This window comes from Thermococcus sp. JdF3 (assembly GCF_012027495.1).
In the GTDB taxonomy this organism is placed as follows: domain Archaea; phylum Methanobacteriota_B; class Thermococci; order Thermococcales; family Thermococcaceae; genus Thermococcus.
This window is the reverse complement of sequence record NZ_SNUK01000004.1, coordinates 48,728-66,366: the sequence shown is the minus strand read 5'-3', so window position 1 is coordinate 66,366 and position 17,639 is coordinate 48,728. Positions and strand designations below refer to the sequence as shown.

25 protein-coding genes and 2 tRNA genes are annotated in these 17,639 nt (G+C 56.1%); 20 read left to right on the top strand and 7 right to left on the bottom strand.

Annotated features, from left to right (window positions below):
* Window positions 1–4 precede the first annotated feature (4 nt).
* The 8 genes from E3E42_RS07430 to E3E42_RS07395 all read left to right on the top strand — a co-directional run bounded on the left by E3E42_RS07430 (window position 5) and on the right by E3E42_RS07395 (window position 6,494).
* Window positions 5–2,722 carry a DNA-directed RNA polymerase subunit A' gene (locus E3E42_RS07430; protein ID WP_167903756.1) on the top strand — a complete coding sequence of 906 codons (2,718 nt, stop codon included), beginning with the start codon at window positions 5–7 and terminating at the stop codon, window positions 2,720–2,722.
* Between the two features lies 1 nt (window position 2,723).
* Complete coding sequence (gene rpoA2 / locus E3E42_RS07425; RefSeq protein ID WP_014012377.1) at window positions 2,724–3,899, top strand: DNA-directed RNA polymerase subunit A''; 1,176 nt, start codon at window positions 2,724–2,726, stop codon at window positions 3,897–3,899.
* A gap of 13 nt (window positions 3,900–3,912) precedes the next feature.
* The gene (locus tag E3E42_RS07420) at window positions 3,913–4,221 is read left to right on the top strand and encodes a 50S ribosomal protein L30e (RefSeq protein ID WP_014012378.1); all 309 of its coding nucleotides are present in this window, start codon (window positions 3,913–3,915) and stop codon (window positions 4,219–4,221) included.
* Complete coding sequence (locus E3E42_RS07415; protein WP_167903754.1) at window positions 4,221–4,658, top strand: NusA-like transcription termination signal-binding factor; 438 nt, start codon at window positions 4,221–4,223, stop codon at window positions 4,656–4,658. Before E3E42_RS07420 ends, E3E42_RS07415 begins: the two co-directional genes overlap by 1 nt.
* A 10-nt stretch (window positions 4,659–4,668) precedes the next feature.
* Window positions 4,669–5,112, top strand: a complete 444-nt coding sequence (locus tag E3E42_RS07410; protein WP_014012380.1) for a 30S ribosomal protein S12 — start codon at window positions 4,669–4,671, stop codon at window positions 5,110–5,112.
* Window positions 5,113–5,117: 5 nt separating this feature from the next.
* A complete protein-coding gene (locus tag E3E42_RS07405) occupies window positions 5,118–5,765 on the top strand; it encodes a 30S ribosomal protein S7 (RefSeq protein ID WP_167903752.1) in 648 nt (215 codons plus the stop codon).
* 94 nt (window positions 5,766–5,859) lie between these two features.
* The gene (locus tag E3E42_RS07400) at window positions 5,860–6,102 is read left to right on the top strand and encodes an AbrB/MazE/SpoVT family DNA-binding domain-containing protein (protein ID WP_167903750.1); all 243 of its coding nucleotides are present in this window, start codon (window positions 5,860–5,862) and stop codon (window positions 6,100–6,102) included.
* Entirely contained in the window at window positions 6,093–6,494 is a 402-nt protein-coding gene (locus E3E42_RS07395; RefSeq protein WP_240913667.1) for a type II toxin-antitoxin system VapC family toxin, read from the top strand. The genes E3E42_RS07400 and E3E42_RS07395 overlap by 10 nt, the downstream gene beginning before the upstream one ends.
* Before the next feature lie 36 nt (window positions 6,495–6,530).
* Here the strand turns inward: E3E42_RS07395 and E3E42_RS07390 are convergent, their stop codons facing one another.
* The 6 genes from E3E42_RS07390 to E3E42_RS07365 all read right to left on the bottom strand — a co-directional run bounded on the left by E3E42_RS07390 (window position 6,531) and on the right by E3E42_RS07365 (window position 9,788).
* Entirely contained in the window at window positions 6,531–7,649 is a 1,119-nt protein-coding gene (locus E3E42_RS07390) for an alkaline phosphatase family protein (protein ID WP_167903748.1), read from the bottom strand.
* A complete protein-coding gene (locus E3E42_RS07385; RefSeq protein ID WP_167903746.1) occupies window positions 7,646–7,981 on the bottom strand; it encodes a type II toxin-antitoxin system PemK/MazF family toxin in 336 nt (111 codons plus the stop codon). The genes E3E42_RS07390 and E3E42_RS07385 overlap by 4 nt, the downstream gene beginning before the upstream one ends.
* On the bottom strand, window positions 7,978–8,175 hold the full coding sequence (locus E3E42_RS07380) for a hypothetical protein (RefSeq protein WP_167903744.1): 198 nt from the start codon (window positions 8,173–8,175) through the stop codon (window positions 7,978–7,980). The genes E3E42_RS07385 and E3E42_RS07380 overlap by 4 nt, the downstream gene beginning before the upstream one ends.
* A 66-nt stretch (window positions 8,176–8,241) precedes the next feature.
* A complete protein-coding gene (locus tag E3E42_RS07375) occupies window positions 8,242–9,510 on the bottom strand; it encodes an Nre family DNA repair protein (protein ID WP_167903742.1) in 1,269 nt (422 codons plus the stop codon).
* A 96-nt stretch (window positions 9,511–9,606) separates the two neighbouring features.
* Window positions 9,607–9,681, bottom strand: a tRNA-Cys gene (locus E3E42_RS07370).
* A gap of 21 nt (window positions 9,682–9,702) precedes the next feature.
* Window positions 9,703–9,788: transfer RNA gene (locus tag E3E42_RS07365), tRNA-Ser, on the bottom strand.
* Window positions 9,789–9,889: 101 nt separating this feature from the next.
* On the opposite strand from E3E42_RS07365, the gene E3E42_RS07360 reads away from it, so the two are divergent.
* A complete protein-coding gene (locus E3E42_RS07360) occupies window positions 9,890–10,093 on the top strand; it encodes a MoaD/ThiS family protein (protein WP_167904018.1) in 204 nt (67 codons plus the stop codon).
* Between the two features lie 131 nt (window positions 10,094–10,224).
* Here E3E42_RS07360 and E3E42_RS07355 read toward each other — a convergent pair whose 3' ends face one another.
* Window positions 10,225–11,424 carry a pyridoxal phosphate-dependent aminotransferase gene (locus E3E42_RS07355; RefSeq protein ID WP_167904017.1) on the bottom strand — a complete coding sequence of 400 codons (1,200 nt, stop codon included), beginning with the start codon at window positions 11,422–11,424 and terminating at the stop codon, window positions 10,225–10,227.
* A 231-nt stretch (window positions 11,425–11,655) separates the two neighbouring features.
* On the opposite strand from E3E42_RS07355, the gene E3E42_RS07350 reads away from it, so the two are divergent.
* The 11 genes from E3E42_RS07350 (at window position 11,656) to E3E42_RS07300 (ending at window position 17,638) form a co-directional block, all read left to right on the top strand.
* The gene (locus E3E42_RS07350) at window positions 11,656–12,957 is read left to right on the top strand and encodes an RNA-guided endonuclease InsQ/TnpB family protein (protein ID WP_370519638.1); all 1,302 of its coding nucleotides are present in this window, start codon (window positions 11,656–11,658) and stop codon (window positions 12,955–12,957) included.
* A 28-nt stretch (window positions 12,958–12,985) separates the two neighbouring features.
* Window positions 12,986–13,231 carry a hypothetical protein gene (locus tag E3E42_RS07345; protein WP_167903738.1) on the top strand — a complete coding sequence of 82 codons (246 nt, stop codon included), beginning with the start codon at window positions 12,986–12,988 and terminating at the stop codon, window positions 13,229–13,231.
* Window positions 13,228–13,809: a lysine exporter LysO family protein gene (locus tag E3E42_RS07340; RefSeq protein ID WP_167903736.1), complete on the top strand. Its 582-nt coding sequence runs from the start codon at window positions 13,228–13,230 to the stop codon at window positions 13,807–13,809. Before E3E42_RS07345 ends, E3E42_RS07340 begins: the two co-directional genes overlap by 4 nt.
* 61 nt (window positions 13,810–13,870) lie before the next feature.
* On the top strand, window positions 13,871–14,050 hold the full coding sequence (locus tag E3E42_RS07335; RefSeq protein ID WP_167904016.1) for an HTH domain-containing protein: 180 nt from the start codon (window positions 13,871–13,873) through the stop codon (window positions 14,048–14,050).
* Window positions 14,051–14,236: 186 nt separating this feature from the next.
* A complete protein-coding gene (locus E3E42_RS07330; RefSeq protein ID WP_014012391.1) occupies window positions 14,237–14,521 on the top strand; it encodes a 50S ribosomal protein L44e in 285 nt (94 codons plus the stop codon).
* A gap of 3 nt (window positions 14,522–14,524) precedes the next feature.
* Window positions 14,525–14,722 carry a 30S ribosomal protein S27e gene (locus E3E42_RS07325; RefSeq protein ID WP_012571194.1) on the top strand — a complete coding sequence of 66 codons (198 nt, stop codon included), beginning with the start codon at window positions 14,525–14,527 and terminating at the stop codon, window positions 14,720–14,722.
* Between the two features lie 101 nt (window positions 14,723–14,823).
* Window positions 14,824–15,651, top strand: coding sequence for a translation initiation factor IF-2 subunit alpha (locus tag E3E42_RS07320; RefSeq protein ID WP_167903734.1), 828 nt, complete (start codon window positions 14,824–14,826; stop codon window positions 15,649–15,651).
* Entirely contained in the window at window positions 15,651–15,830 is a 180-nt protein-coding gene (locus E3E42_RS07315; RefSeq protein ID WP_167903732.1) for an RNA-protein complex protein Nop10, read from the top strand. Before E3E42_RS07320 ends, E3E42_RS07315 begins: the two co-directional genes overlap by 1 nt.
* A 1-nt stretch (window position 15,831) precedes the next feature.
* On the top strand, window positions 15,832–16,632 hold the full coding sequence (locus tag E3E42_RS07310) for a proteasome assembly chaperone family protein (RefSeq protein WP_167903730.1): 801 nt from the start codon (window positions 15,832–15,834) through the stop codon (window positions 16,630–16,632).
* Between the two features lie 146 nt (window positions 16,633–16,778).
* The gene (locus E3E42_RS07305) at window positions 16,779–17,393 is read left to right on the top strand and encodes an energy-coupling factor ABC transporter permease (protein WP_167903728.1); all 615 of its coding nucleotides are present in this window, start codon (window positions 16,779–16,781) and stop codon (window positions 17,391–17,393) included.
* Window positions 17,390–17,638 carry a PDGLE domain-containing protein gene (locus E3E42_RS07300; protein ID WP_167903726.1) on the top strand — a complete coding sequence of 83 codons (249 nt, stop codon included), beginning with the start codon at window positions 17,390–17,392 and terminating at the stop codon, window positions 17,636–17,638. The genes E3E42_RS07305 and E3E42_RS07300 overlap by 4 nt, the downstream gene beginning before the upstream one ends.
* The last annotated feature ends 1 nt before the right edge of the window (window position 17,639 follow it).

The window sequence follows — 17,639 nt, the reverse complement described above, 5'->3', positions numbered from 1 at the left end:
TAGCATGCAGTCGATGAAGAAGATCATCGGAAGTATTGAATTCGGTATCCTCTCACCCCAGGAAATCAGAAAGATGAGCGCGGCCGAGATTACCGTCCCCGACACCTATGACGACGACGGCTACCCAATAGAAGGCGGCCTCATGGACAAAAGACTGGGTGTTGTTGACCCGGGACTTCGCTGTGAGACCTGTGGGGCAAGGGCCGGCGACTGTCCGGGCCACTTCGGCCACGTTGAGCTTGCCAGGCCGATAGTCCACGTCGGATTCGCCAAGACCATCCACAGGGTCCTCGAGAGCACCTGCCGCGAGTGCGGAAGGATAAAGCTCACCGACGAGGAGATAGAGGAGTACACCCACAAGTTCGAGGTCATGGGAGACAGGAAGAAGGCCAAGGACAGGCTCATCAAGGAGATCCACAAGAAGGCCAAGGAGAGAATGGTCTGCCCGCACTGTGGAGCGCCGCAGTTCCCGATCAAGTTCGAGAGACCGACCATCTACTGGGAGCTCAGGAAGGACGAGGAGGGTAACGAGTACAGGCACAGGATGATGCCGAGCGAGGTCAGGGACAGGCTCGAGAAGATACCGGACAAGGACTTACCTCTCCTCGGACTTCACCCCGATAAGGCCAGGCCCGAGTGGATGATACTGACGGTCCTGCCCGTTCCACCGGTTACCATGAGACCGTCCATCACCCTCGAGAGCGGCATCCGTGCCGAGGACGACCTCACACACAAGCTCGTTGACATAATCCGTATCAACAACCGCCTCAAGTCCAACATAGAGGCCGGTGCGCCGCAGCTCATCATCGAGGACCTCTGGGACCTCCTCCAGTACCACGTTACCACCTACATCAACAACGAGACCTCAGGCATTCCGCCGGCCAAGCACAAGAGCGGAAGGCCCCTCAAGACCCTCTCCCAGCGTTTGAAGGGCAAGGAGGGCCGCTTCCGTGGAAACCTCAGCGGTAAGCGTGTCAACTTCTCGGCCCGTACGGTCATCAGCCCCGACCCGATGATAAGCATCAACGAGGTCGGCGTGCCGATGGCCGTCGCCATGGAGCTCACAGTCCCGGAGAAGGTCACAGAGTTCAACTTCGAGAAGCTCAGGAAGATGGTCCTCAACGGGCCCGAGAAGTACCCCGGCGCCAACTACGTCATAGACCCGGAGGGAAGAAGGATACGCCTCATGGAGAACAACCTCGAGATCATCGCCGAGAGGCTCGACCTCGGCTGGACGGTCGAGAGGCACCTCATGGACGGCGACATAGTGCTATTCAACAGGCAGCCGTCGCTGCACAGGATGTCCATCATGGCCCACCGCGTCAGGGTGATGCCGTACAGAACCTTCCGCCTCAACCTCTCGGTCTGCCCGCCGTACAACGCTGACTTCGACGGTGACGAGATGAACCTCCACGTACCGCAGACCGAGGAGGCGCAGGCTGAGGCAAGGATACTCATGGAGGTCCAGAACCACATCATCTCGCCGAGGTACGGAGGCCCGCTCATCGCTGGAATCCAGGACCACATCTCCGGCGGCTACCTGCTCACCCGTGAGGGTGCCTACTTCACCCGCTCAGAGGTCGAGCAGATGCTCATGTTCGCGGGAATCGACATCCGTGAGCTCCCGGCACCGGACAAGGTGGAGAACGGCGTTGAACTCTGGAGCGGAAAGACCATCTTCTCGCTCGTCCTGCCGGAGGATCTCACAATCTGGTACCGCAACAAGCTCTGCGACGAGCCGGAGCGCTGTGAGGCACTCGAAAAGCTCATCGAGGAGAAGCTCGTCCCCGACCCGGAGGAAGTTAGAGAGCTCGCCTACGACGGCTTTGTCTACATACAGAACGGAAAGCTCCTCAGCGGTGCCATAGACAAGAAGGCCTACGGAAGGGAGGACGGAAGGCTTCTCGACCTCATAGTGAGGGAGTACGGCGTTGACAGGGCGAGGCAGTTCCTCGACCAGGTCACCAAGCTGGCCATCTGGACCATCACCCACAAGGGCTTCACCACCGCCATAGACGATGAGGACCTTCCGAGCGAGGCCCTCGACAGGATTCACGAGATAATCCGCGAGGCGGAGGAGAGGGTCAACAGGCTCATAGAGGCCTACAAGAACGGTGAGCTTGAGCCGCTGCCGGGTAAGACCCTTGAGGAGACCCTCGAGAGCAACATCATGGCTGTCCTCGCCGAGGCTCGTGACAACGCCGGTAAGGTCGCCGAGCGCTACCTCGGTATGGGCAACCACGCGGTCATCATGGCCAAGACCGGAGCAAGGGGTAAGATGCTCAACATCACCCAGATGGCCGCTATGCTCGGTCAGCAGTCCATCCGTGGAAAGCGTCTCTACCGCGGCTACCGCGGAAGGGTTCTCACGCACTTCAAGCCGGAAGACCTCGGCGCGAGGGCGAAGGGATTCGTCACCAACTCCTACAAGAGCGGCCTTACCCCGCAGGAGTACTTCTTCCACGCAATGGGTGGACGTGAGGGACTGGTTGACACGGCCGTTAGAACCGCCCAGAGCGGTTACATGCAGCGCAGGCTCATCAACGCCCTCCAGGACCTCAAGGTGGACTACGACGGAACGGTCAGAGACCCGACCGGAATCATCGTCCAGTTCAAGTACGGTGAGGACGGCATCGACCCGATGAAGAGCTGGCAGGGCAGGACCGTTGATGTTGACAGGGTCATCCTTAGAACCCTCGTCAAGATGAGGGGAGGTGAGTGAAATGGTCGCAGCGAAGACCATCAAGAGCCTGGTGGACAAGGCGGACCTCCCGGAGAACCTCAGGGAGGAGCTCTACAACAAGCTGGTCGAGTACAATAAGAAGTACAAGCTCAAGAAGGCGGAGATAGAGGCCATCATCGAGGAGACCGTCCGCGAGTACCAGAACGCCCTCGTCGAGCCGGGAGAGGCCATAGGGACCGTTGCCGCACAGTCCATAGGTGAGCCCTCAACGCAGATGACCCTCAACACTTTCCACTACGCGGGTGTCGCGGAGATCAACGTCACCCTCGGTCTGCCGAGAATCATCGAGATTGTCGACGCGAGGAAGAACCCGTCCACCCCGATCATGACCGTTTACCTCGACGAGAAGCACCGCTACGACAGGGAGAAGGCCCTCGAGGTCGCGAGGAGGATCGAAGGCACCACCCTGGAAAACCTCGCCCGCGAGATGAGCATCGACATACTCAACTACGAGTTCGTCGTTGACATAGACCTGGAGAGGCTTGAGAAGGCCGGTCTGGACATGGAGAAGGTCCAGAGGAAGCTCGAGGGCTCTTTCAAGAGCGCCGAGTTCGAGGTTGATGGATACACGCTCATTATGAGGCCCAAGAAGGTCGGAAAGCTCTCCGACCTCAGAAGACTTGCCGAAAAGGTTAAAAAGCACCGCCTTAAAGGCCTGTCGGGCGTCGGGAAGACCATCATAAGAAAGGAAGGCGACGAGTACGTCATCTACACCGAGGGCTCGAACTTCAAGCAGGTGCTGAAGGTTCCGGGCGTTGACCCCACGAGAACCAGGACGAACAACATCTGGGAGATCGCCGACGTGCTCGGCATTGAGGCGGCAAGGAACGCCATCATAGAGGAAATAGTGAACACGATGCGCGAGCAGGGTCTTGAGGTTGACGTCAGGCACATCATGCTCGTCGCCGACATGATGACGCTCGATGGCGTCATACTGCCCATAGGCAGGCACGGTATAGTTGGGGAGAAGGCCAGCGTGCTTGCCAGGGCCGCCTTCGAGATAACCACCCAGCACCTCTTCGAGGCCGCTGAGAGGGGTGACGAGGATCCCCTCAACGGTGTCGTGGAGAACGTGCTGATAGGGCAGCCGGTTCCAGTCGGAACCGGAATGGTCAAACTGGCAATGAATCTCCCCCTGAGACCGAAAAGGGAGTAGGGAGGTGTGATGTATGGTTGATTTCGCATTCGAGCTTAGAAAGGCAGAGGACACCGGAAAGATAATCATGGGAGCGAAGAAGGCCATCCAGTACGCCAAGATGGGCGGCGCCAAGATGATTATCGTGGCCAGGAACGCGAGGCCGGACATAAAGGAGGACATACTCTACTACGCCAAGCTCAGCGGCATACCGATTTACGAGTTCGAGGGAACCAGCGTCGAGCTCGGAACCCTCCTCGGAAGGCCGCACACCGTTTCGGCCCTCGCGATAATCGACCCCGGTGAGAGCAGGATACTGGCCTTGGCTGGGGGTAAGGAGTAATGCCGCTCAAGCTCAACACCGACCAGATCAAGTTCATAGCCCTCTTCGAGAGCATGACCGGAGCGACGGTAATGGACTGCCTCATCGACGCCAACAGGAACAGGCTCATATACGTCATCAAGAAGGGCGAGATGGGACTGGCCCTCGGAAAGAAGGGAGCCAACGTCAAGCGCGTCCAGAACATGCTCGGAAAGGAGATAGAGCTCATCGAGCACTCGGAGAACCCCGAAGAGTTCCTGAGGAACATTTATAAGAGCCTCGGGGTTAAGGTTAAAAAGGTCCACATCACTGAGAAGCGTGATGGTAAGAAGGTCGCCCTCCTCGACATCGGGCCCCGCGACAAGGCCAGGGCTATCGGAAAGGGCGGCCAGAACATCAACCTCGTGAAAGAGTTGATGGAGAGACACCACGGCATTCACGATGTGGTCATAATCTGAGGTGATGATCATGGCTGGAAAGAAGGCCCCGTATGGAGAGTTTGCCGGAAGGAAGCTCAAGCTCAAGAGGAAGAAGTTCCGCTGGAGCGACATCAGGTACAAGAGGAGAGTCCTCAGGCTCAAGGAGAAGAGCGACCCGCTTGGAGGTGCCCCGCAGGCCAAGGGCATCGTCCTCGAGAAGATAGCCGTCGAGGCAAAGCAGCCGAACTCGGCCATGCGTAAGGCCGTCAGGGTTCAGCTCATCAAGAACGGTAAGGTCGTTACCGCCTTCACCCCCGGTGACGGTGCCATCAACCACATCGACGAGCACGACGAGGTCATCATCGAGGGAATCGGTGGTCCAAAGGGTGGTTCCGTCGGTGATATCCCGGGAATCAGGTACAAGGTCGTCAAGGTCAACAGGGTCTCCCTCAAGGAGCTCGTCAAGGGAAGGAAGGAGAAGCCGAGGAGGTGAAGTGAATGGCCAAGGCAATCACCGAGAGGTTCTATCAGCCTAAGGAGCTCAAGGTCATGGGCAGGTGGAGCGTTGAGGACGTCGTCGTGAACGACCCGTCCCTCAGGCCCTACATCAACCTGGAGCCGAGGATCCTTCCGCACAGCCACGGAAGGCACGCCAAGAAGTCCTTCGGCAAGGCCAACGTTCACATCGTCGAGAGGCTCATCAACAAGGTCATGCGCAGCGGCGCCAGCGGCCACAAGGTCGGCGGCCACTTCATGAGGCGTGAGAGCCGCTCCCTCATGAGCAAGAAGATGAAGGCCTACGAGGTCGTCAAGGAGGCCTTCATGATCATCGAGCGCAGAACCAAGCAGAACCCGATACAGGTTCTCGTCAGGGCCCTTGAGAACTCCTCCCCGAGGGAGGACACCACCACCATCGCCTTCGGTGGAATCCGCTACCACATGGCCGTTGACGTTTCACCGCTCAGGAGGCTCGACATAGCCCTCAAGAACCTCGCCCTCGGTGCGAGCGCCAAGTGCTACCGCAACAAGACCAGCTACGCCCAGGCACTCGCCGAGGAAATAATCGCCGCCGCCAACAGGGACCCGAAGAGCTTCGCCTACAGCAAGAAGGAAGAGATCGAAAGGATTGCCCAGTCCTCACGCTGAGGGCTGGAGGCTTTCTCTTACTTTCTGGTTTTCTCGTGTCGTTTATCGGAAGGTTTTTATGCTTGATGAGTAAGACTATTTTGGTGAGTGTAAGATGACCACTGTAAAAGTTTCCTCAAAGGGCCAGATAGTCTTACCCAAGGCCATTCGCGAGAAGTTCGGCATCAAAGATGGAGACGAGCTTGAGGTTCTTGACTTTGGGGACGAAATAGTGATAGTCCCGGTGAAAAAAGACATTGACCTCATGGGAATACTGAAGTTCGATAAACCTCTGAAAGACATCATGAAAGAAATAAGAGCAGAGGAAGAGGAGCTGGAGGCCAAGAAATGGAAATGAAGGTTGTACTTGATAGCTACACCCTTCTTGCATATCTCCTCCACGAAGATGGAGCAGAACGGGTCAGGGAACTGCTCGAAAAGGCTGAACAGGGAGACGCTGAGGTTTACATGAACGTTGTAAATCTCGGCGAGATTTACTACACCATAGCGCGCAGAAAGGGCGTTGATGTCGCCGATTTCATCGTTGCTAATCTCAAAAGACTTCCCATCCTCTTCGTTAACGTTGACGAGCGTCTTTCCCTAATAGCCGGAAGGATAAAGGCATTCCACAAGCTGAGTTATGCGGATGCGTTTGCGGCTGCCACTGCAATAGACCTCGACGCAGTTCTTCTAACGGGAGACGAGGAGTTCAGGAGCCTTGAGGGCAGGGTTAGGATTGAGTGGCTGTAAAGTAAAGAGAGGGGAAAGCCAACTGGTGTACTCACCTTATATCAAACTCCTCCCCACCATATTTCCCGGTTTCTCCACGCCAAAGAACCTCAGAACCGTCGGCGCTATGTCCATCAGGGAGGCGTTTTCAAGCTCAGCCCTCTCAAACCCCCAGAGGATCAACGGAACCCTCAAAACTGGCTCGTTCATCGAGCCGTGCATTCCTTTGACCCAGTGGCTTACCCCTTTTACTCCCCTGCACATTCTGTGGGAGCAGAACCAGTAGCCGGGCTTGGCCGAGACTATCAGCTCGCCGCTCAGGGGCGTGTCGAGGTGGGGTAGCTCGTCCCGGAAGAAAACCTCTTTGACCCCCGGGGTCTTCCTCAGAACTTCAAAGGCTTCCTCGGCCTGGTTCGGGTCTCTGAGATAAACGTGAACCCCACCGCCAGAGGAGACGCGTAGCGTCTCGATGCCGTGCTTCCTGAGGTACGTTCTCAGGTTCACCCAGGTGTGAACATCCTCCTGTCCGTGGTCGGCGAAGATTATGAAGGCGTACTCTTCCTTCAGGCGCTCCCATAGGGTTCTAACGGCCGTATCAACAGTTTCTACAGCCTTTAGAGCCCCCTCGCTCAGCGGCCCGTGGTCGTGGCCCATACCGTCTATCGAAGCGAAGTGTACGAGGAGCAAATCCGGTCTGCATTCCTCGTACAGGTAGATGGCCGAGTTCATGACCCAGACGTCCTTCCTCCAATCGCGACCGTGCTGGCGGTACATCCTGTCGCCGGCAAAGAAGGGCGGGAAAATTCTGACGTCCGTCCCGCTGAACGGTGGCATCGTATAGCCGCTGACGGCTGCGGTTCTGACACCTTTCTGCCGCAGCAGGTCAACGATGGTCGGGGCCTTAATGACCCTGTGGGGATTAAACGCCACCTCGTAGTCGTAGAAGTTGACCTTCCGGTCAGAGAGGCGGTCGTAGTAGCCGTTCTCGACGACCCCGTGGTCTTTTGGCCACACCCCAGTCATCACGCTGGTGTGAACTAAGTCCGTGAGCGTTGGAAAGATGGAGTCAACCACCGCGAACTCACCGCTTTCAGCAAGCTCGCTCAGGAATGGCATGTGCTTCAGGTTGTAGATCCCGCAACCATCGATGCTTATGAGAGCCAGCTTCTTTCTCATGGCTCAAACACCAAGAGGGAGCATACCTTCCGGTTTATCTCTTTTTTGATTAGTGGGCCGATTTCACCAAGCTCTCCGGGCAGGATGTCCTTCTGGACTGTGGCGATTTTTGTTAGTCTGATAAACGACGAAACCTTAAGGCCAGTTAGCTGGAACTCTGGATGAGATTGTTCAATGAGGACATCCGTTTTGGGGTTGTAACGCTCAATCCTGGAGGAGATAAAGACCAGTGTAACGTCATTTGTACCCTCAAACAGAACCAGCGCAGGGCGAAGTTTCGTGCCCTTAAGACTCGTGAATGGAAAGGGTACGAGGACGACTTTGCCCTTCATCCGTACTTCACCTTAAGGTCCTCCTGCGAATAGAGATCAGGTTCGTTCTCAAGGAACTCCTTCAGCGATTCCTCCGCAATCTTCATGATGGCGTAGTCCTCCTCCCTCTCAAGCAGCTCCGCCAAGAGTTTCTCTATGTTCTCAAGCTTTTCCTCAATCCTCATGAGCTCCCTAATAACATCAACCTCCTCCACATTATCACCTCCAACCGGTGTCAGCCTGACGTGCAGTCATCACGCCTCAGTGGGATGGAGTGGTCATCATCCACCTTGATTTCCTTGGTCGAGGCGGTATAAATTCTTTCCGAGCCACTCATCCAGGGTTTTCTGCCTCGCGAGGCTCCCAAGGACGTAGCTCCTTGCAAGGTACTTCTCAAACGGGTGCTCAAGGCGCCTTCTTATGGCATCGAGCGCCTCGTTTAGTGTCTCAAAGCGACCGATGGGATTTCCCATCGCCTTCTTCACTCCGAGGCGAATCTGCCACACGCCGACCGGAGCGTAGTACTCGGGCGTTACCTCGCGGAAGACCACCACCCTCGCCTGCCTCCTCCTTTCCCTCAGCGCCTCCAGAACGCTCAAGCGGGCGGCGTGATACGCTCCGGCAGTTTCCTTGACGTACTCCTTCCTCCCACGGAAGTCCTCGTAATCGTGAATGACGCTGGGTTCAGAGGCACCGAAGAGCGACCCCTTGAGCCAGACCTCAAGCAGTTCAAAGGCGTAGCCCTCGGGCATGAGCAGAACGGCGTAGCGGTTGCCGAGGAATCTGTAGAAGTACACCTCGTAGTCGTTTATCTCGGGATAGTGAAGTATCTCGCGCCGCAGGTTCTTCCCTATCGTGTCCTGAACTGCCGTGATGCTCCACCGCGTTGGAACGAGCTTTTTGTCCACCCCGAGGAGTCCGGCCGAGAGGAGCCTTATGATGTAGTACTCGTCAAAGCCCCAGTTGTAGAGCCTCATTATCGCCTGCTCGGCCTTCAGCTCGTCGCTCACAACGTAGTCCGTCCTCCTCGGAATCCGCGGGTTCTCCGTGAGTTCAAAGTCGAGTAGCTCAGCCTTCGGCCCTATCGGAGGTGCAAACTCGCTCGGGAGGACTTTGAGAACGGGCTTCCTCTTGAGGAGAACCTCGCTGTCCACTGGCTTCACCGACATTGCCAGCTCCTGAACCTCGCCCAGTATTCTCCCGCTCCTCCTCACGTGGACGTCTGCCTTTGTCTCCCCCATGACGAGGAGAGAGCGGTAGTAGAGGATGTCGCGTATGGTTTTGTCCTCCCACTTCATGGGGCTGTCAAGGTGACTGGTGTTGCCCTCAATCGGCGGCACGAGGGGACCTATGCGGACTCTGGGGTAACCGTACTCCCCGACGAAGATGCTCGGGGGAGAAGAACCGAAAAGGTGACGTTTGTTGAGCCTCCGTTCAACCGTCCGGGCTACCCTAAACCTTTCAAGGATGGGGCAGGTCGGCCTGCCGCAGAGGAGCTTTCTGCCCTTGCAGACGGCACAGAGTTTTGAGTTGAAGACCGGGGCGCTCATCGAAGGTAGGTAAGCGGGGAGGTATTTATGGTTTGTTCCCAAAAACCTCACCTGCGGAAAGTTTCATCAGACTCTTGTCCCTACAAAAGTTTGCTGTGGAGCCGGGAGGGGGATTTGAACCCCCGTAAAGCGGATCTGCAGTCCACCGCCTCGCCTCTAGGCTATCCCGGCATTCGACCCAGAGAAAGATTTTGGCGCCGCGGAGGGGATTTGAACCCCTGTGGCCAACGGCCACCGGCTTAGCAGGCCGGCGCCCTACCAGGCTAGGCTACCGCGGCACTCCCGTGCCCAGGTTATATGAGCCGGGGAGGGTTTTTAAGTTTTTTGGCTTCCGGCGGATTTATAAAAGACACCCCCCGAGTTCATAGAGGTGGTGGAGATGATCAGGGTCAGGGTTCTGGGAAGGGGAATCGAGACGGAGGTCGAGTGGGAGAAGGGAACGAAAGTGGCCGACGTTCTCCGCAGGGTAGGGTTTAACACGGAGAGCGCAATAGCCAAGCTGAACGGCCGCGTTGCCCTTGAAGATGAGAACGTGAAGGACGGGGACTACGTTGAGGTCATCCCCGTTGTTTCGGGTGGATGACTCCTATTTTTAACCACCGGTGATTTTCTTCCCCCAATGCGCCCTTAAGAGCGGGAGCTGGCCTCCTTCCCACCGTGAAGGGCGGGGCTTAAAAAGGAAAAGCCAGTACAGAAAAAGAAGAGGTTAAGGATTCACTCCGCAAGCCTCTTTCTCATGAAGGCCTCGAAGTTGTTCATTGCCTCTTCGAGTATCTCAACCGGCGGCAGGAAGACTATCCTGAAGTGCCACTCGCCGGCGTAGCCAAAGCCGGAGCCGTGGACAAAGAGCACGTGCGCCTCGTGGAGGGCATCAAGCACGAAGTCCTTGTCGTTCTTCCACTTGGAGCGCTCCTCTATCCTCGGGAAGATGTAGAAGGCTCCCTGAGGCTTGGTGGTGCTTATACCTGGAATTTCACTGAGGCGCTTGTAGATGTAGTCCCTCCTCTCCTTGAGCTTGGCCATGTACTCCTCAAGGTAATCCATCGGGCCCGTTAGGCCCGCTATGGCGGCGAACTGGGCTGGAGTGTTGGGGCACAGCCTTATCCTGGCCATCTTGTCTATCGCCTCCCTGACCTCGGCGAGCCTGTTCTCGGGGTCAACGTAGTAGAAGTAGCCGAGGCGCCAGCCGGTGGCGAAGTAGACCTTTGACATGCCGTTCATGACTATTACAGGAACGTCCTTCGTGAGGGAGCCAGGGGAGACGTGCTTTCCTTCGTAGGTCATCAGGTCGTATATCTCATCGCTTATCACAGGCAGGTCGTATTCACCGGCAAGGTCGAGTATCTCCCTAATCGTCTTCTTCTCGTAGAGCGCTCCCGTTGGGTTGTTCGGGTTGATGACCGCTATGGCCTTTGTCCTCTCGTCTATCTTCTTCCTCATATCATCGATATCCGGCTGCCAGCCGTTCTCCTCTACGGTAAGGTACTCGTTGGCAATGCCGCCGTAGAACTTGACGAGGCCAGTGTAAGGCGGATAGCTTGGACTCGGAACGAGGATGTTGTCCCCGGGGTTGAGGAGGGCCCCGAATATGAACTGCAGCGCCTCTGTAACAGCTGCGGTAACGCGGACGTCGTCCGGGGTTACCTCAACACCGTTCTTCTTCCTCTCGCGCTCCACTATCGCTTCCCTCAGCTCGGGAATTCCCTCGCTCGGTCCGTAGTAGTTGTGCCCATCCTGGATGGCCTTGCAGTACGCGTCCCTCATGTGTTTGGGCGGCTGGAAGTCGTATTTGCCCGGATCGCCTATGTTGAGGCGGATGACCTTTATTCCATTCTTTTCAAGCTCCCTCGCCGGGAGAACAACATCCCTTATGGCGTATTCGATGCCCATGGCCCTTTCGGATGCGCGAATCATGTGAACCACCATTTGAATGATGAATGGTTGCCGTAAAAAACCTTTGCCCGCATAGGTTTAAAAATGCGTGACTGTAACGGGTTACGGGCGATGACGATTAGCAAGCAAACTGACGGCTCACAGATGATGACGTGAACACCCTCCGAGCCCCTCGATACGTTTATCCAATTGGGCGGGGAGACTCCTTCCGAGAGGGAGAGATGAAAGCCCGAAGACTTTAAATGACAACGCATATTAGAAACTAATAGGTGGTTTCCCACGTATCTCACTCAGAAGAACCACCTCAAGGTGGACAAGAAGACCTACAAAATTCTCCGAACGATGACCCACCTATCCAAGAGCCTCTACAACCTCACACTTTACACGGTTAAACAACATTACGAGCTGAACGGCACTTTTCTGCCATACGCCAAAGCCTACCACCTCGTGAAGGACAGCGAGCCTTACAAACTCCTGCCAAGCCAAGCCGCACAGCAAACGATGAAAATCGTGGAGAGGAACTTCCGCTCCTTCTTCCACGTCCTCAACGAGAGGAAGAAGGGGAACTACAACCGTCCTGTCAGGCCGCCGAGATACCTCCCAAAGAACGGCCACTTCCTCCTCATCTTCCCATACCAGTCCTTCAGGGTTAAGGGAGACAGAATAATTCTCTCCCTCGGCAGGAACTTCGCAGAAAAATACGGGGTCAAACACCTCGAATTCACCCTCCCGAAGAACGTTAAAGGCCACAGGATAAAGGAAGTCCGCATCGTGCCAAGATACAACGCCCTCTGGTTCGAGATTGAATACGTTTACGAGGTTGAGCCGGAGGAGAAAGAACTGGACTACTCAAAATACCTCGCCATTGATTTGGGCCTTAACAACTTCGCCACCTGCGTCTCCACCACCGGGACGGCCTTCATCATCGAAGGCCGGGGGTTAAAGAGCTTTAACCGGTGGTGGAACAGGGAGAAGGCCCGCCTCCAGAGTCAATACGATAAGCAGGGCGTGAAGTTTGGAAAGAAGATGGCTTGGCTTTTGAGGAAAAGAAATAACGTGATTAACGACTTCATGAACAAGGCGGTGAGCTACATCGTGAACTACTGCCTTGAGAACGGGATTGGCAACATTGTAATTGGTGAGCTGAAAGGGATAAAGCAGAACGCCAACCTTGGCAAGAGGAACAACCAGAATTTCCAGTATGTTCCGTTCGGCCTTTTCAAGCAAAAATTGAAGGCGAAGTGCGAGCGTTACGGGATTAACTACAGTGAGGTTGATGAGGCGTACACGAGCAGGGTTGATGCCCTCGCTCTGGAGCCTATTGGGAAAAAGAAGGAATACCTTGGGAGGCGGGTGAAGAGGGGACTTTTCCAGTCCTCAACTGGAACACTGATTAACGCTGACGTGAACGGTGCGTTGAACATTTTGAGGAAGGTAGCCGGCGATTCTCCCGTCAGGGTGATAGCCGGTAGTGGCCGTGTGAACCGGCCTGTGAGGGTGAGGTTACCTTGGGGTGGCCTCACTCCTCACGAAGCCCCACCTGTGAGAGGGTAGTTCACTAACCTTCAGAGGAGGGGTTTACATGAACATCTTTATCCCACTAATCGCGGGCGTTCTCATAGGCTACGTTCTCCGCAGGAAAGAGCGTAAGGTGAACGTTGATGCCCCCATGAGCGCCGCACTGCTGCTCCTAATATTCTTCATGGGTGTCGAGGCGGGGAAGGTGAAGATAGATGCCCTGTGGCTCCTTAGTTCGTCCACAGTATTCGCGGCCCTCACCATAGCGGGCAGCGTTGGGATCGCTCTCCTCGTGGGGGGAAAGGGATGAGGTTTCTGGCCTACGTTCTGGTCGCGCTGATTGCAGGGATACTCACAGGGCACTTCTACGCCCCGGAGTTCGGCAATCTCTATGAAATCATGCTCTACCTGCTGATACTGATAATCGGAATAGACCTTGGTCAGAGCTTCCGGCTCGCGGAGATCAGGAAGCTCGGAAGGCTCGCCATAAAGCTGCCCCTCGGCACCCTCCTGGGCTCACTCCTGGGCGGCCTCGTCGCTTCCCTGCTCCTGGGGATAGAACTCAGGTGGGGGCTTGCAGTTGCCGCCGGCTGCGGCTGGTACAGCCTCACAGGACCACTGATCGCACAGTATTCGGCAGTCTACGGAACGCTCGGCTTTTTGGCAAACCTCACGAGGGAAATATTCACGGTTCTCCTGTATCCTGTGGCGATAAAGAAAATACCAAAGGAGCTGGCCGTCTCCATGGGCGGTGCAACCACGATGGATACGACACTTCCCCTAATGACGAAGTTCGGGGGCAGCGAGGTCGCGCTTATAGCCTTCGTCCACGGCTTCGTGCTCACCGCTATGGTGCCGTTCGTGGTTCCCTTCATACTGCAGTCGTGACCGATAGGCTTTTAAGTTCAAACGTTTTAGGTTCTATTGACAAACCCAAAGGGTGATAAAGATGGCAGAGGTTGAGGTTGTTTTCAAGGTTCTGAAGGAGGCCGGAAAGCCCCTCAAGAGCAAGGAGATAGCCGAGCTCGCCGGCATCGACAAGAAGGAAGTGGACAAGGCCATAAAGGTCCTCAAAAAGGAGGGCAAGATAGTATCTCCAAAGCGCTGCTACTATGCACCCGCCGAGTGAGGGCATTTCCGCCCGCTCTTTTCCCCGTTCAACTTTATACCTGGTGCCCGTGGTTCGCGCAAGCAAAAACTTTTTTAAAGCCTCGCGGCTACCGGGGTTTGCAGGCACTATCATGCCTCACGGCTCGGGGGTGTCCGAGGCTGGGGCGAGTAGGAACCCACCGGGCCTCTGCGTGGAGGTGAGAGAATGAAGTATCCGAAGCAGATAAGGACTTACTGCCCCTACTGTAAGAAGCACACTATCCACAAGGTCGAGAAGGTCAAGAAGAGACCGAGGAGCGAGCTCAGCCAGGGCCAGAGGAGATTCCGCAGGATCATGAAGGGTTACCGCGGTTTCCCGAGGCCGAACCCAGCAGGAAGGGAGAAGCCGGTCAAGAAGCTCGACCTCCGCTTCAGGTGCACCGTGTGCGGCAAGGCCCACACCAGGGGACAGGGCTTCCGCGTTAAGAAGTTCGAGCTGGTGGAGGTGTGACCCATGGCGCTCCCGAAGAACCTTATCCCGATGCCGAGGAGCAGGTTCCTCCGCGTCAAGTGCATAGACTGCGGCAACGAGCAGATAGTCTTCAGCAACCCGGCCACCACCGTCAGGTGCCTCGTCTGCGGCGCGACCCTCGTCGAGCCGACCGGCGGAAAGGGCGTCATCAAGGCCAAGATACTCGAGGTTCTCGAGTGAGCTTTTTCTTTCCTTTGCCTCCGTGCCTGGAAACTTCTGCTAAACTTTAAATACCTCTTTTCGTAACTTATCCCGGCAGAGAAAATTTTGAGGTGATTGAAATGCCGAGGAAAGCCAGAGAATACCCGGAAGAGGGAGAGTTTGTGGTCGCCACCGTCAAGAGCATTCACCCTTACGGTGCATTTCTCAAGCTCGACGAGTACCCCGGAAAGGAGGGATTCATGCACATAAGCGAGGTCGCCTCCACATGGGTTAAGAACATCAGGGATCACGTTAAAGAGGGCCAGAAGATAGTGGCCAAGGTCATACGCGTGGATCCGAGCAAGGGGCACATCGACCTGAGCCTCAAGCGTGTCAACCAGCAGCAGAGGAAGGCCAAGCTCCAGGAGTACAAGCGCGCCCAGAAGGCCGAGAACCTCCTCAAGATGGCGGCTGAGAAGATAGGAAAGGACTTCGAGACGGCCTGGCGCGAGGTCTGGGTTCCGCTCGAAGAGGAGTACGGGGAAGTTTATGCCGCCTTCGAGGACGCAGCCCAGAACGGAATGGAGGTTCTACAGGGCCTCATCAGCGACGAGTGGATTGAGGCTCTGAAGCCGGTAATTGAGGCCTACGTTGAGATACCCACCGTCACCATCGACGCCGAGTTTGAGATAACCGTTCCGAAGCCGAACGGTATAGAGATAATCAAGGAGGCCCTCATCAGGGCGAGGGACAGGGCCAACGAGGAGAAGGAGATAGAGGTCAAGTTCTCCTACCAGGGCGCTCCGAGGTACAGGATCGACATCACCGCCCCTGACTACTACAAGGCGGAGGAGGTCCTTGAGAACATAGCCGAGGAGATACTCCGCGTCATAAAGGAAGCGGGCGGCGAAGCGACGCTCATCAGGAAGGAGAAGCGCATTAAGAAGGTCAAGAAGAGGGGTTCATGATGCACTTCCGGATCAGGAAGTGTCCCGAGTGTGGGCGCTACACCCTCAAGGAAATCTGTCCGGTCTGCGGAGCTAAAACAAAGGTAGCCCATCCGCCGCGCTTCTCACCGGAGGACCCCTACGGGGAGTACAGAAGGAGGCTGAAGCGCGAGCAGCTGGGCATTGTCGGGAGGGATTGATATGAAGGAGTCAGTTATTCACGTCTATGAGAGGCCCCAGCTCAGAGATCCCGTTTTCATAGAGGGCCTGCCCGGTATAGGGCTGGTCGGAAAGCTCGCCGCCGAGCACCTCATTCAGGAACTCAACGCGGTCAAGTTTGCCGAGCTCTACTCGCCGCACTTCATGCACCAGGTTCTCATCAAGAAGAACTCAGTCGTCGAGCTGATGAAGAACGAGTTCTACTACTGGAAGAACCCGGACGAGAACGGAAGGGACATCATAATCATCACCGGCGACCAGCAGGTTCCGCCAACGGACAGCCCCGGCCACTTCGAGGTCGTCGGAAAGATGCTGGACTTCGTTAACGAATTTGGCGTTCGCGAGATAATCACGATGGGCGGCTACCAGGTGCCCGAGCTCCAGGGAGAGCCGAGGGTTCTGGCGGCTGTAACCCACGAGGAGCTGGTTGAGCACTATCAGAGAAAGCTCGAGGGCTGTCAGGTCGAGGTTATCTGGCGCGAGGACGAAGGGGGAGCGATAGTCGGTGCCGCCGGACTGCTCCTCGGCATGGGCAAGCTCCGCTCGATGTACGGGGTAAGCCTTCTCGGCGAGAGTCTCGGGTACATCGTCGATGCAAAGGCGGCGAAATCGGTCCTCCTGGCGGTGACGAAGATACTGGGCATCGAGCTCGACATGACCGCCCTCGAAGAGCGCGCCAAGGAGACTGAGGAGATACTCAGGAAGGTCCAGGAGATGCAGAGGGCCATGCTGGAGCAGCAGATGCCACCGGCCCCGGAGGAGGAAGACAGGGGCTACCTCTGAGCCCATCCCATTTCTTTTCTGTAACGAGGCGGCACAATCACTGTTCTCAACCTTTGGTTGGTAATACCCGGTTTAAAAAACGCTTTTATTTCGTGTTACTATTTATTCCATTGATAGCACAACAAAAACCACCGGAGGTGTTTAGGTTGCATATCCCGGATGGACTGTTGAGTACACCGGTAATAGTGATTACCTACGCAATAACGATAGCCGGGATAGCCTACGCGGCCAAAAAGCTCAGGAACTTCCCGGAGGAGAAGATACCCCTCCTGGGCCTCTTCGCGGCCGGAATCTTCGCGGCGCAGATGGTCAACTTCCCGATAATAGGGGGCGTCAGCGGTCATCTGCTCGGGGCGACGCTGGTTGCGATAATGCTCGGACCCTACGCGGCGGTAATAGTCATGACCGCGGTTCTGCTCATACAGACGCTCCTCTTCGGGGACGGAGGAATAACGGCAATCGGCGCAAACATCCTCAACATGGGACTGATAGGGGCCATCGTAGGCTACGGCATTTATACCAAGCTCAAGTCCCTCAACGAAACCTTTGCCATGGGCTTTGCTGCCTGGCTCTCCGTCGTTCTTGGAGCTGCCCTCGCATCGGTCGAGATAGGCCTGAGCCACAGCCTTCCGTTCTTCAAAGTCCTTACCCTGATGGCCGGCTACCACTCGATAATCGGAATCGGTGAAGCGGTACTCACCGTCCTGATAGTCTACGCCGTGAGGGCAAAGCTTCCATCGGTGGAGGGGGTGCCTGCATGAGAACGGTTTTCAAAGGGCTGGTAGTTATAGCCGTCGTGCTGGCGATAGTGCTGCCGCTGGCTTCAAGCAATCCGGATGGACTCGAAGCCACTATGGAGAAAGTCGGCCTTGAGGAGAACCCGGTTTACCACGCTCCCCTCGATTACGGCGAAACCTGGGGCCAGAGCGTGGTCATGGGACTGCTCGGAATCATCCTAACCTTCGGGGTTGGCTACGGTTTAGCAAAGCTCGCGAAGGGTGCCTGAG

Bases quoted from the DNA above. Each gene is read 5' to 3' on its own strand.
- E3E42_RS07405 (WP_167903752.1), top strand. From the start codon at position 5,118: ATGGCCAAGGCAATCACCGAGAGGTTCTATCAGCCTAAGGAGCTCAAG.
- E3E42_RS07400 (WP_167903750.1), top strand. From the start codon at position 5,860: ATGACCACTGTAAAAGTTTCCTCAAAGGGCCAGATAGTCTTACCCAAG.
- E3E42_RS07355 (WP_167904017.1), bottom strand. From the start codon at position 11,424: ATGATTCGCGCATCCGAAAGGGCCATGGGCATCGAATACGCCATAAGG.
- E3E42_RS07310 (WP_167903730.1), top strand. From the start codon at position 15,832: ATGAAGGAGTCAGTTATTCACGTCTATGAGAGGCCCCAGCTCAGAGAT.
- E3E42_RS07330 (WP_014012391.1), top strand. From the start codon at position 14,237: ATGAAGTATCCGAAGCAGATAAGGACTTACTGCCCCTACTGTAAGAAG.
- E3E42_RS07385 (WP_167903746.1), bottom strand. From the start codon at position 7,981: ATGAAGGGCAAAGTCGTCCTCGTACCCTTTCCATTCACGAGTCTTAAG.
- E3E42_RS07335 (WP_167904016.1), top strand. From the start codon at position 13,871: ATGGCAGAGGTTGAGGTTGTTTTCAAGGTTCTGAAGGAGGCCGGAAAG.
- E3E42_RS07375 (WP_167903742.1), bottom strand. From the start codon at position 9,510: ATGAGCGCCCCGGTCTTCAACTCAAAACTCTGTGCCGTCTGCAAGGGC.
- E3E42_RS07395 (WP_240913667.1), top strand. From the start codon at position 6,093: ATGGAAATGAAGGTTGTACTTGATAGCTACACCCTTCTTGCATATCTC.
- E3E42_RS07300 (WP_167903726.1), top strand. From the start codon at position 17,390: ATGAGAACGGTTTTCAAAGGGCTGGTAGTTATAGCCGTCGTGCTGGCG.
- E3E42_RS07430 (WP_167903756.1), top strand. From the start codon at position 5: ATGCAGTCGATGAAGAAGATCATCGGAAGTATTGAATTCGGTATCCTC.
- E3E42_RS07320 (WP_167903734.1), top strand. From the start codon at position 14,824: ATGCCGAGGAAAGCCAGAGAATACCCGGAAGAGGGAGAGTTTGTGGTC.
- E3E42_RS07325 (WP_012571194.1), top strand. From the start codon at position 14,525: ATGGCGCTCCCGAAGAACCTTATCCCGATGCCGAGGAGCAGGTTCCTC.
- E3E42_RS07345 (WP_167903738.1), top strand. From the start codon at position 12,986: ATGAACATCTTTATCCCACTAATCGCGGGCGTTCTCATAGGCTACGTT.
- E3E42_RS07420 (WP_014012378.1), top strand. From the start codon at position 3,913: ATGGTTGATTTCGCATTCGAGCTTAGAAAGGCAGAGGACACCGGAAAG.
- E3E42_RS07390 (WP_167903748.1), bottom strand. From the start codon at position 7,649: ATGAGAAAGAAGCTGGCTCTCATAAGCATCGATGGTTGCGGGATCTAC.
- E3E42_RS07360 (WP_167904018.1), top strand. From the start codon at position 9,890: ATGATCAGGGTCAGGGTTCTGGGAAGGGGAATCGAGACGGAGGTCGAG.
- E3E42_RS07415 (WP_167903754.1), top strand. From the start codon at position 4,221: ATGCCGCTCAAGCTCAACACCGACCAGATCAAGTTCATAGCCCTCTTC.
- rpoA2 (WP_014012377.1), top strand. From the start codon at position 2,724: ATGGTCGCAGCGAAGACCATCAAGAGCCTGGTGGACAAGGCGGACCTC.
- E3E42_RS07340 (WP_167903736.1), top strand. From the start codon at position 13,228: ATGAGGTTTCTGGCCTACGTTCTGGTCGCGCTGATTGCAGGGATACTC.
- E3E42_RS07315 (WP_167903732.1), top strand. From the start codon at position 15,651: ATGCACTTCCGGATCAGGAAGTGTCCCGAGTGTGGGCGCTACACCCTC.
- E3E42_RS07410 (WP_014012380.1), top strand. From the start codon at position 4,669: ATGGCTGGAAAGAAGGCCCCGTATGGAGAGTTTGCCGGAAGGAAGCTC.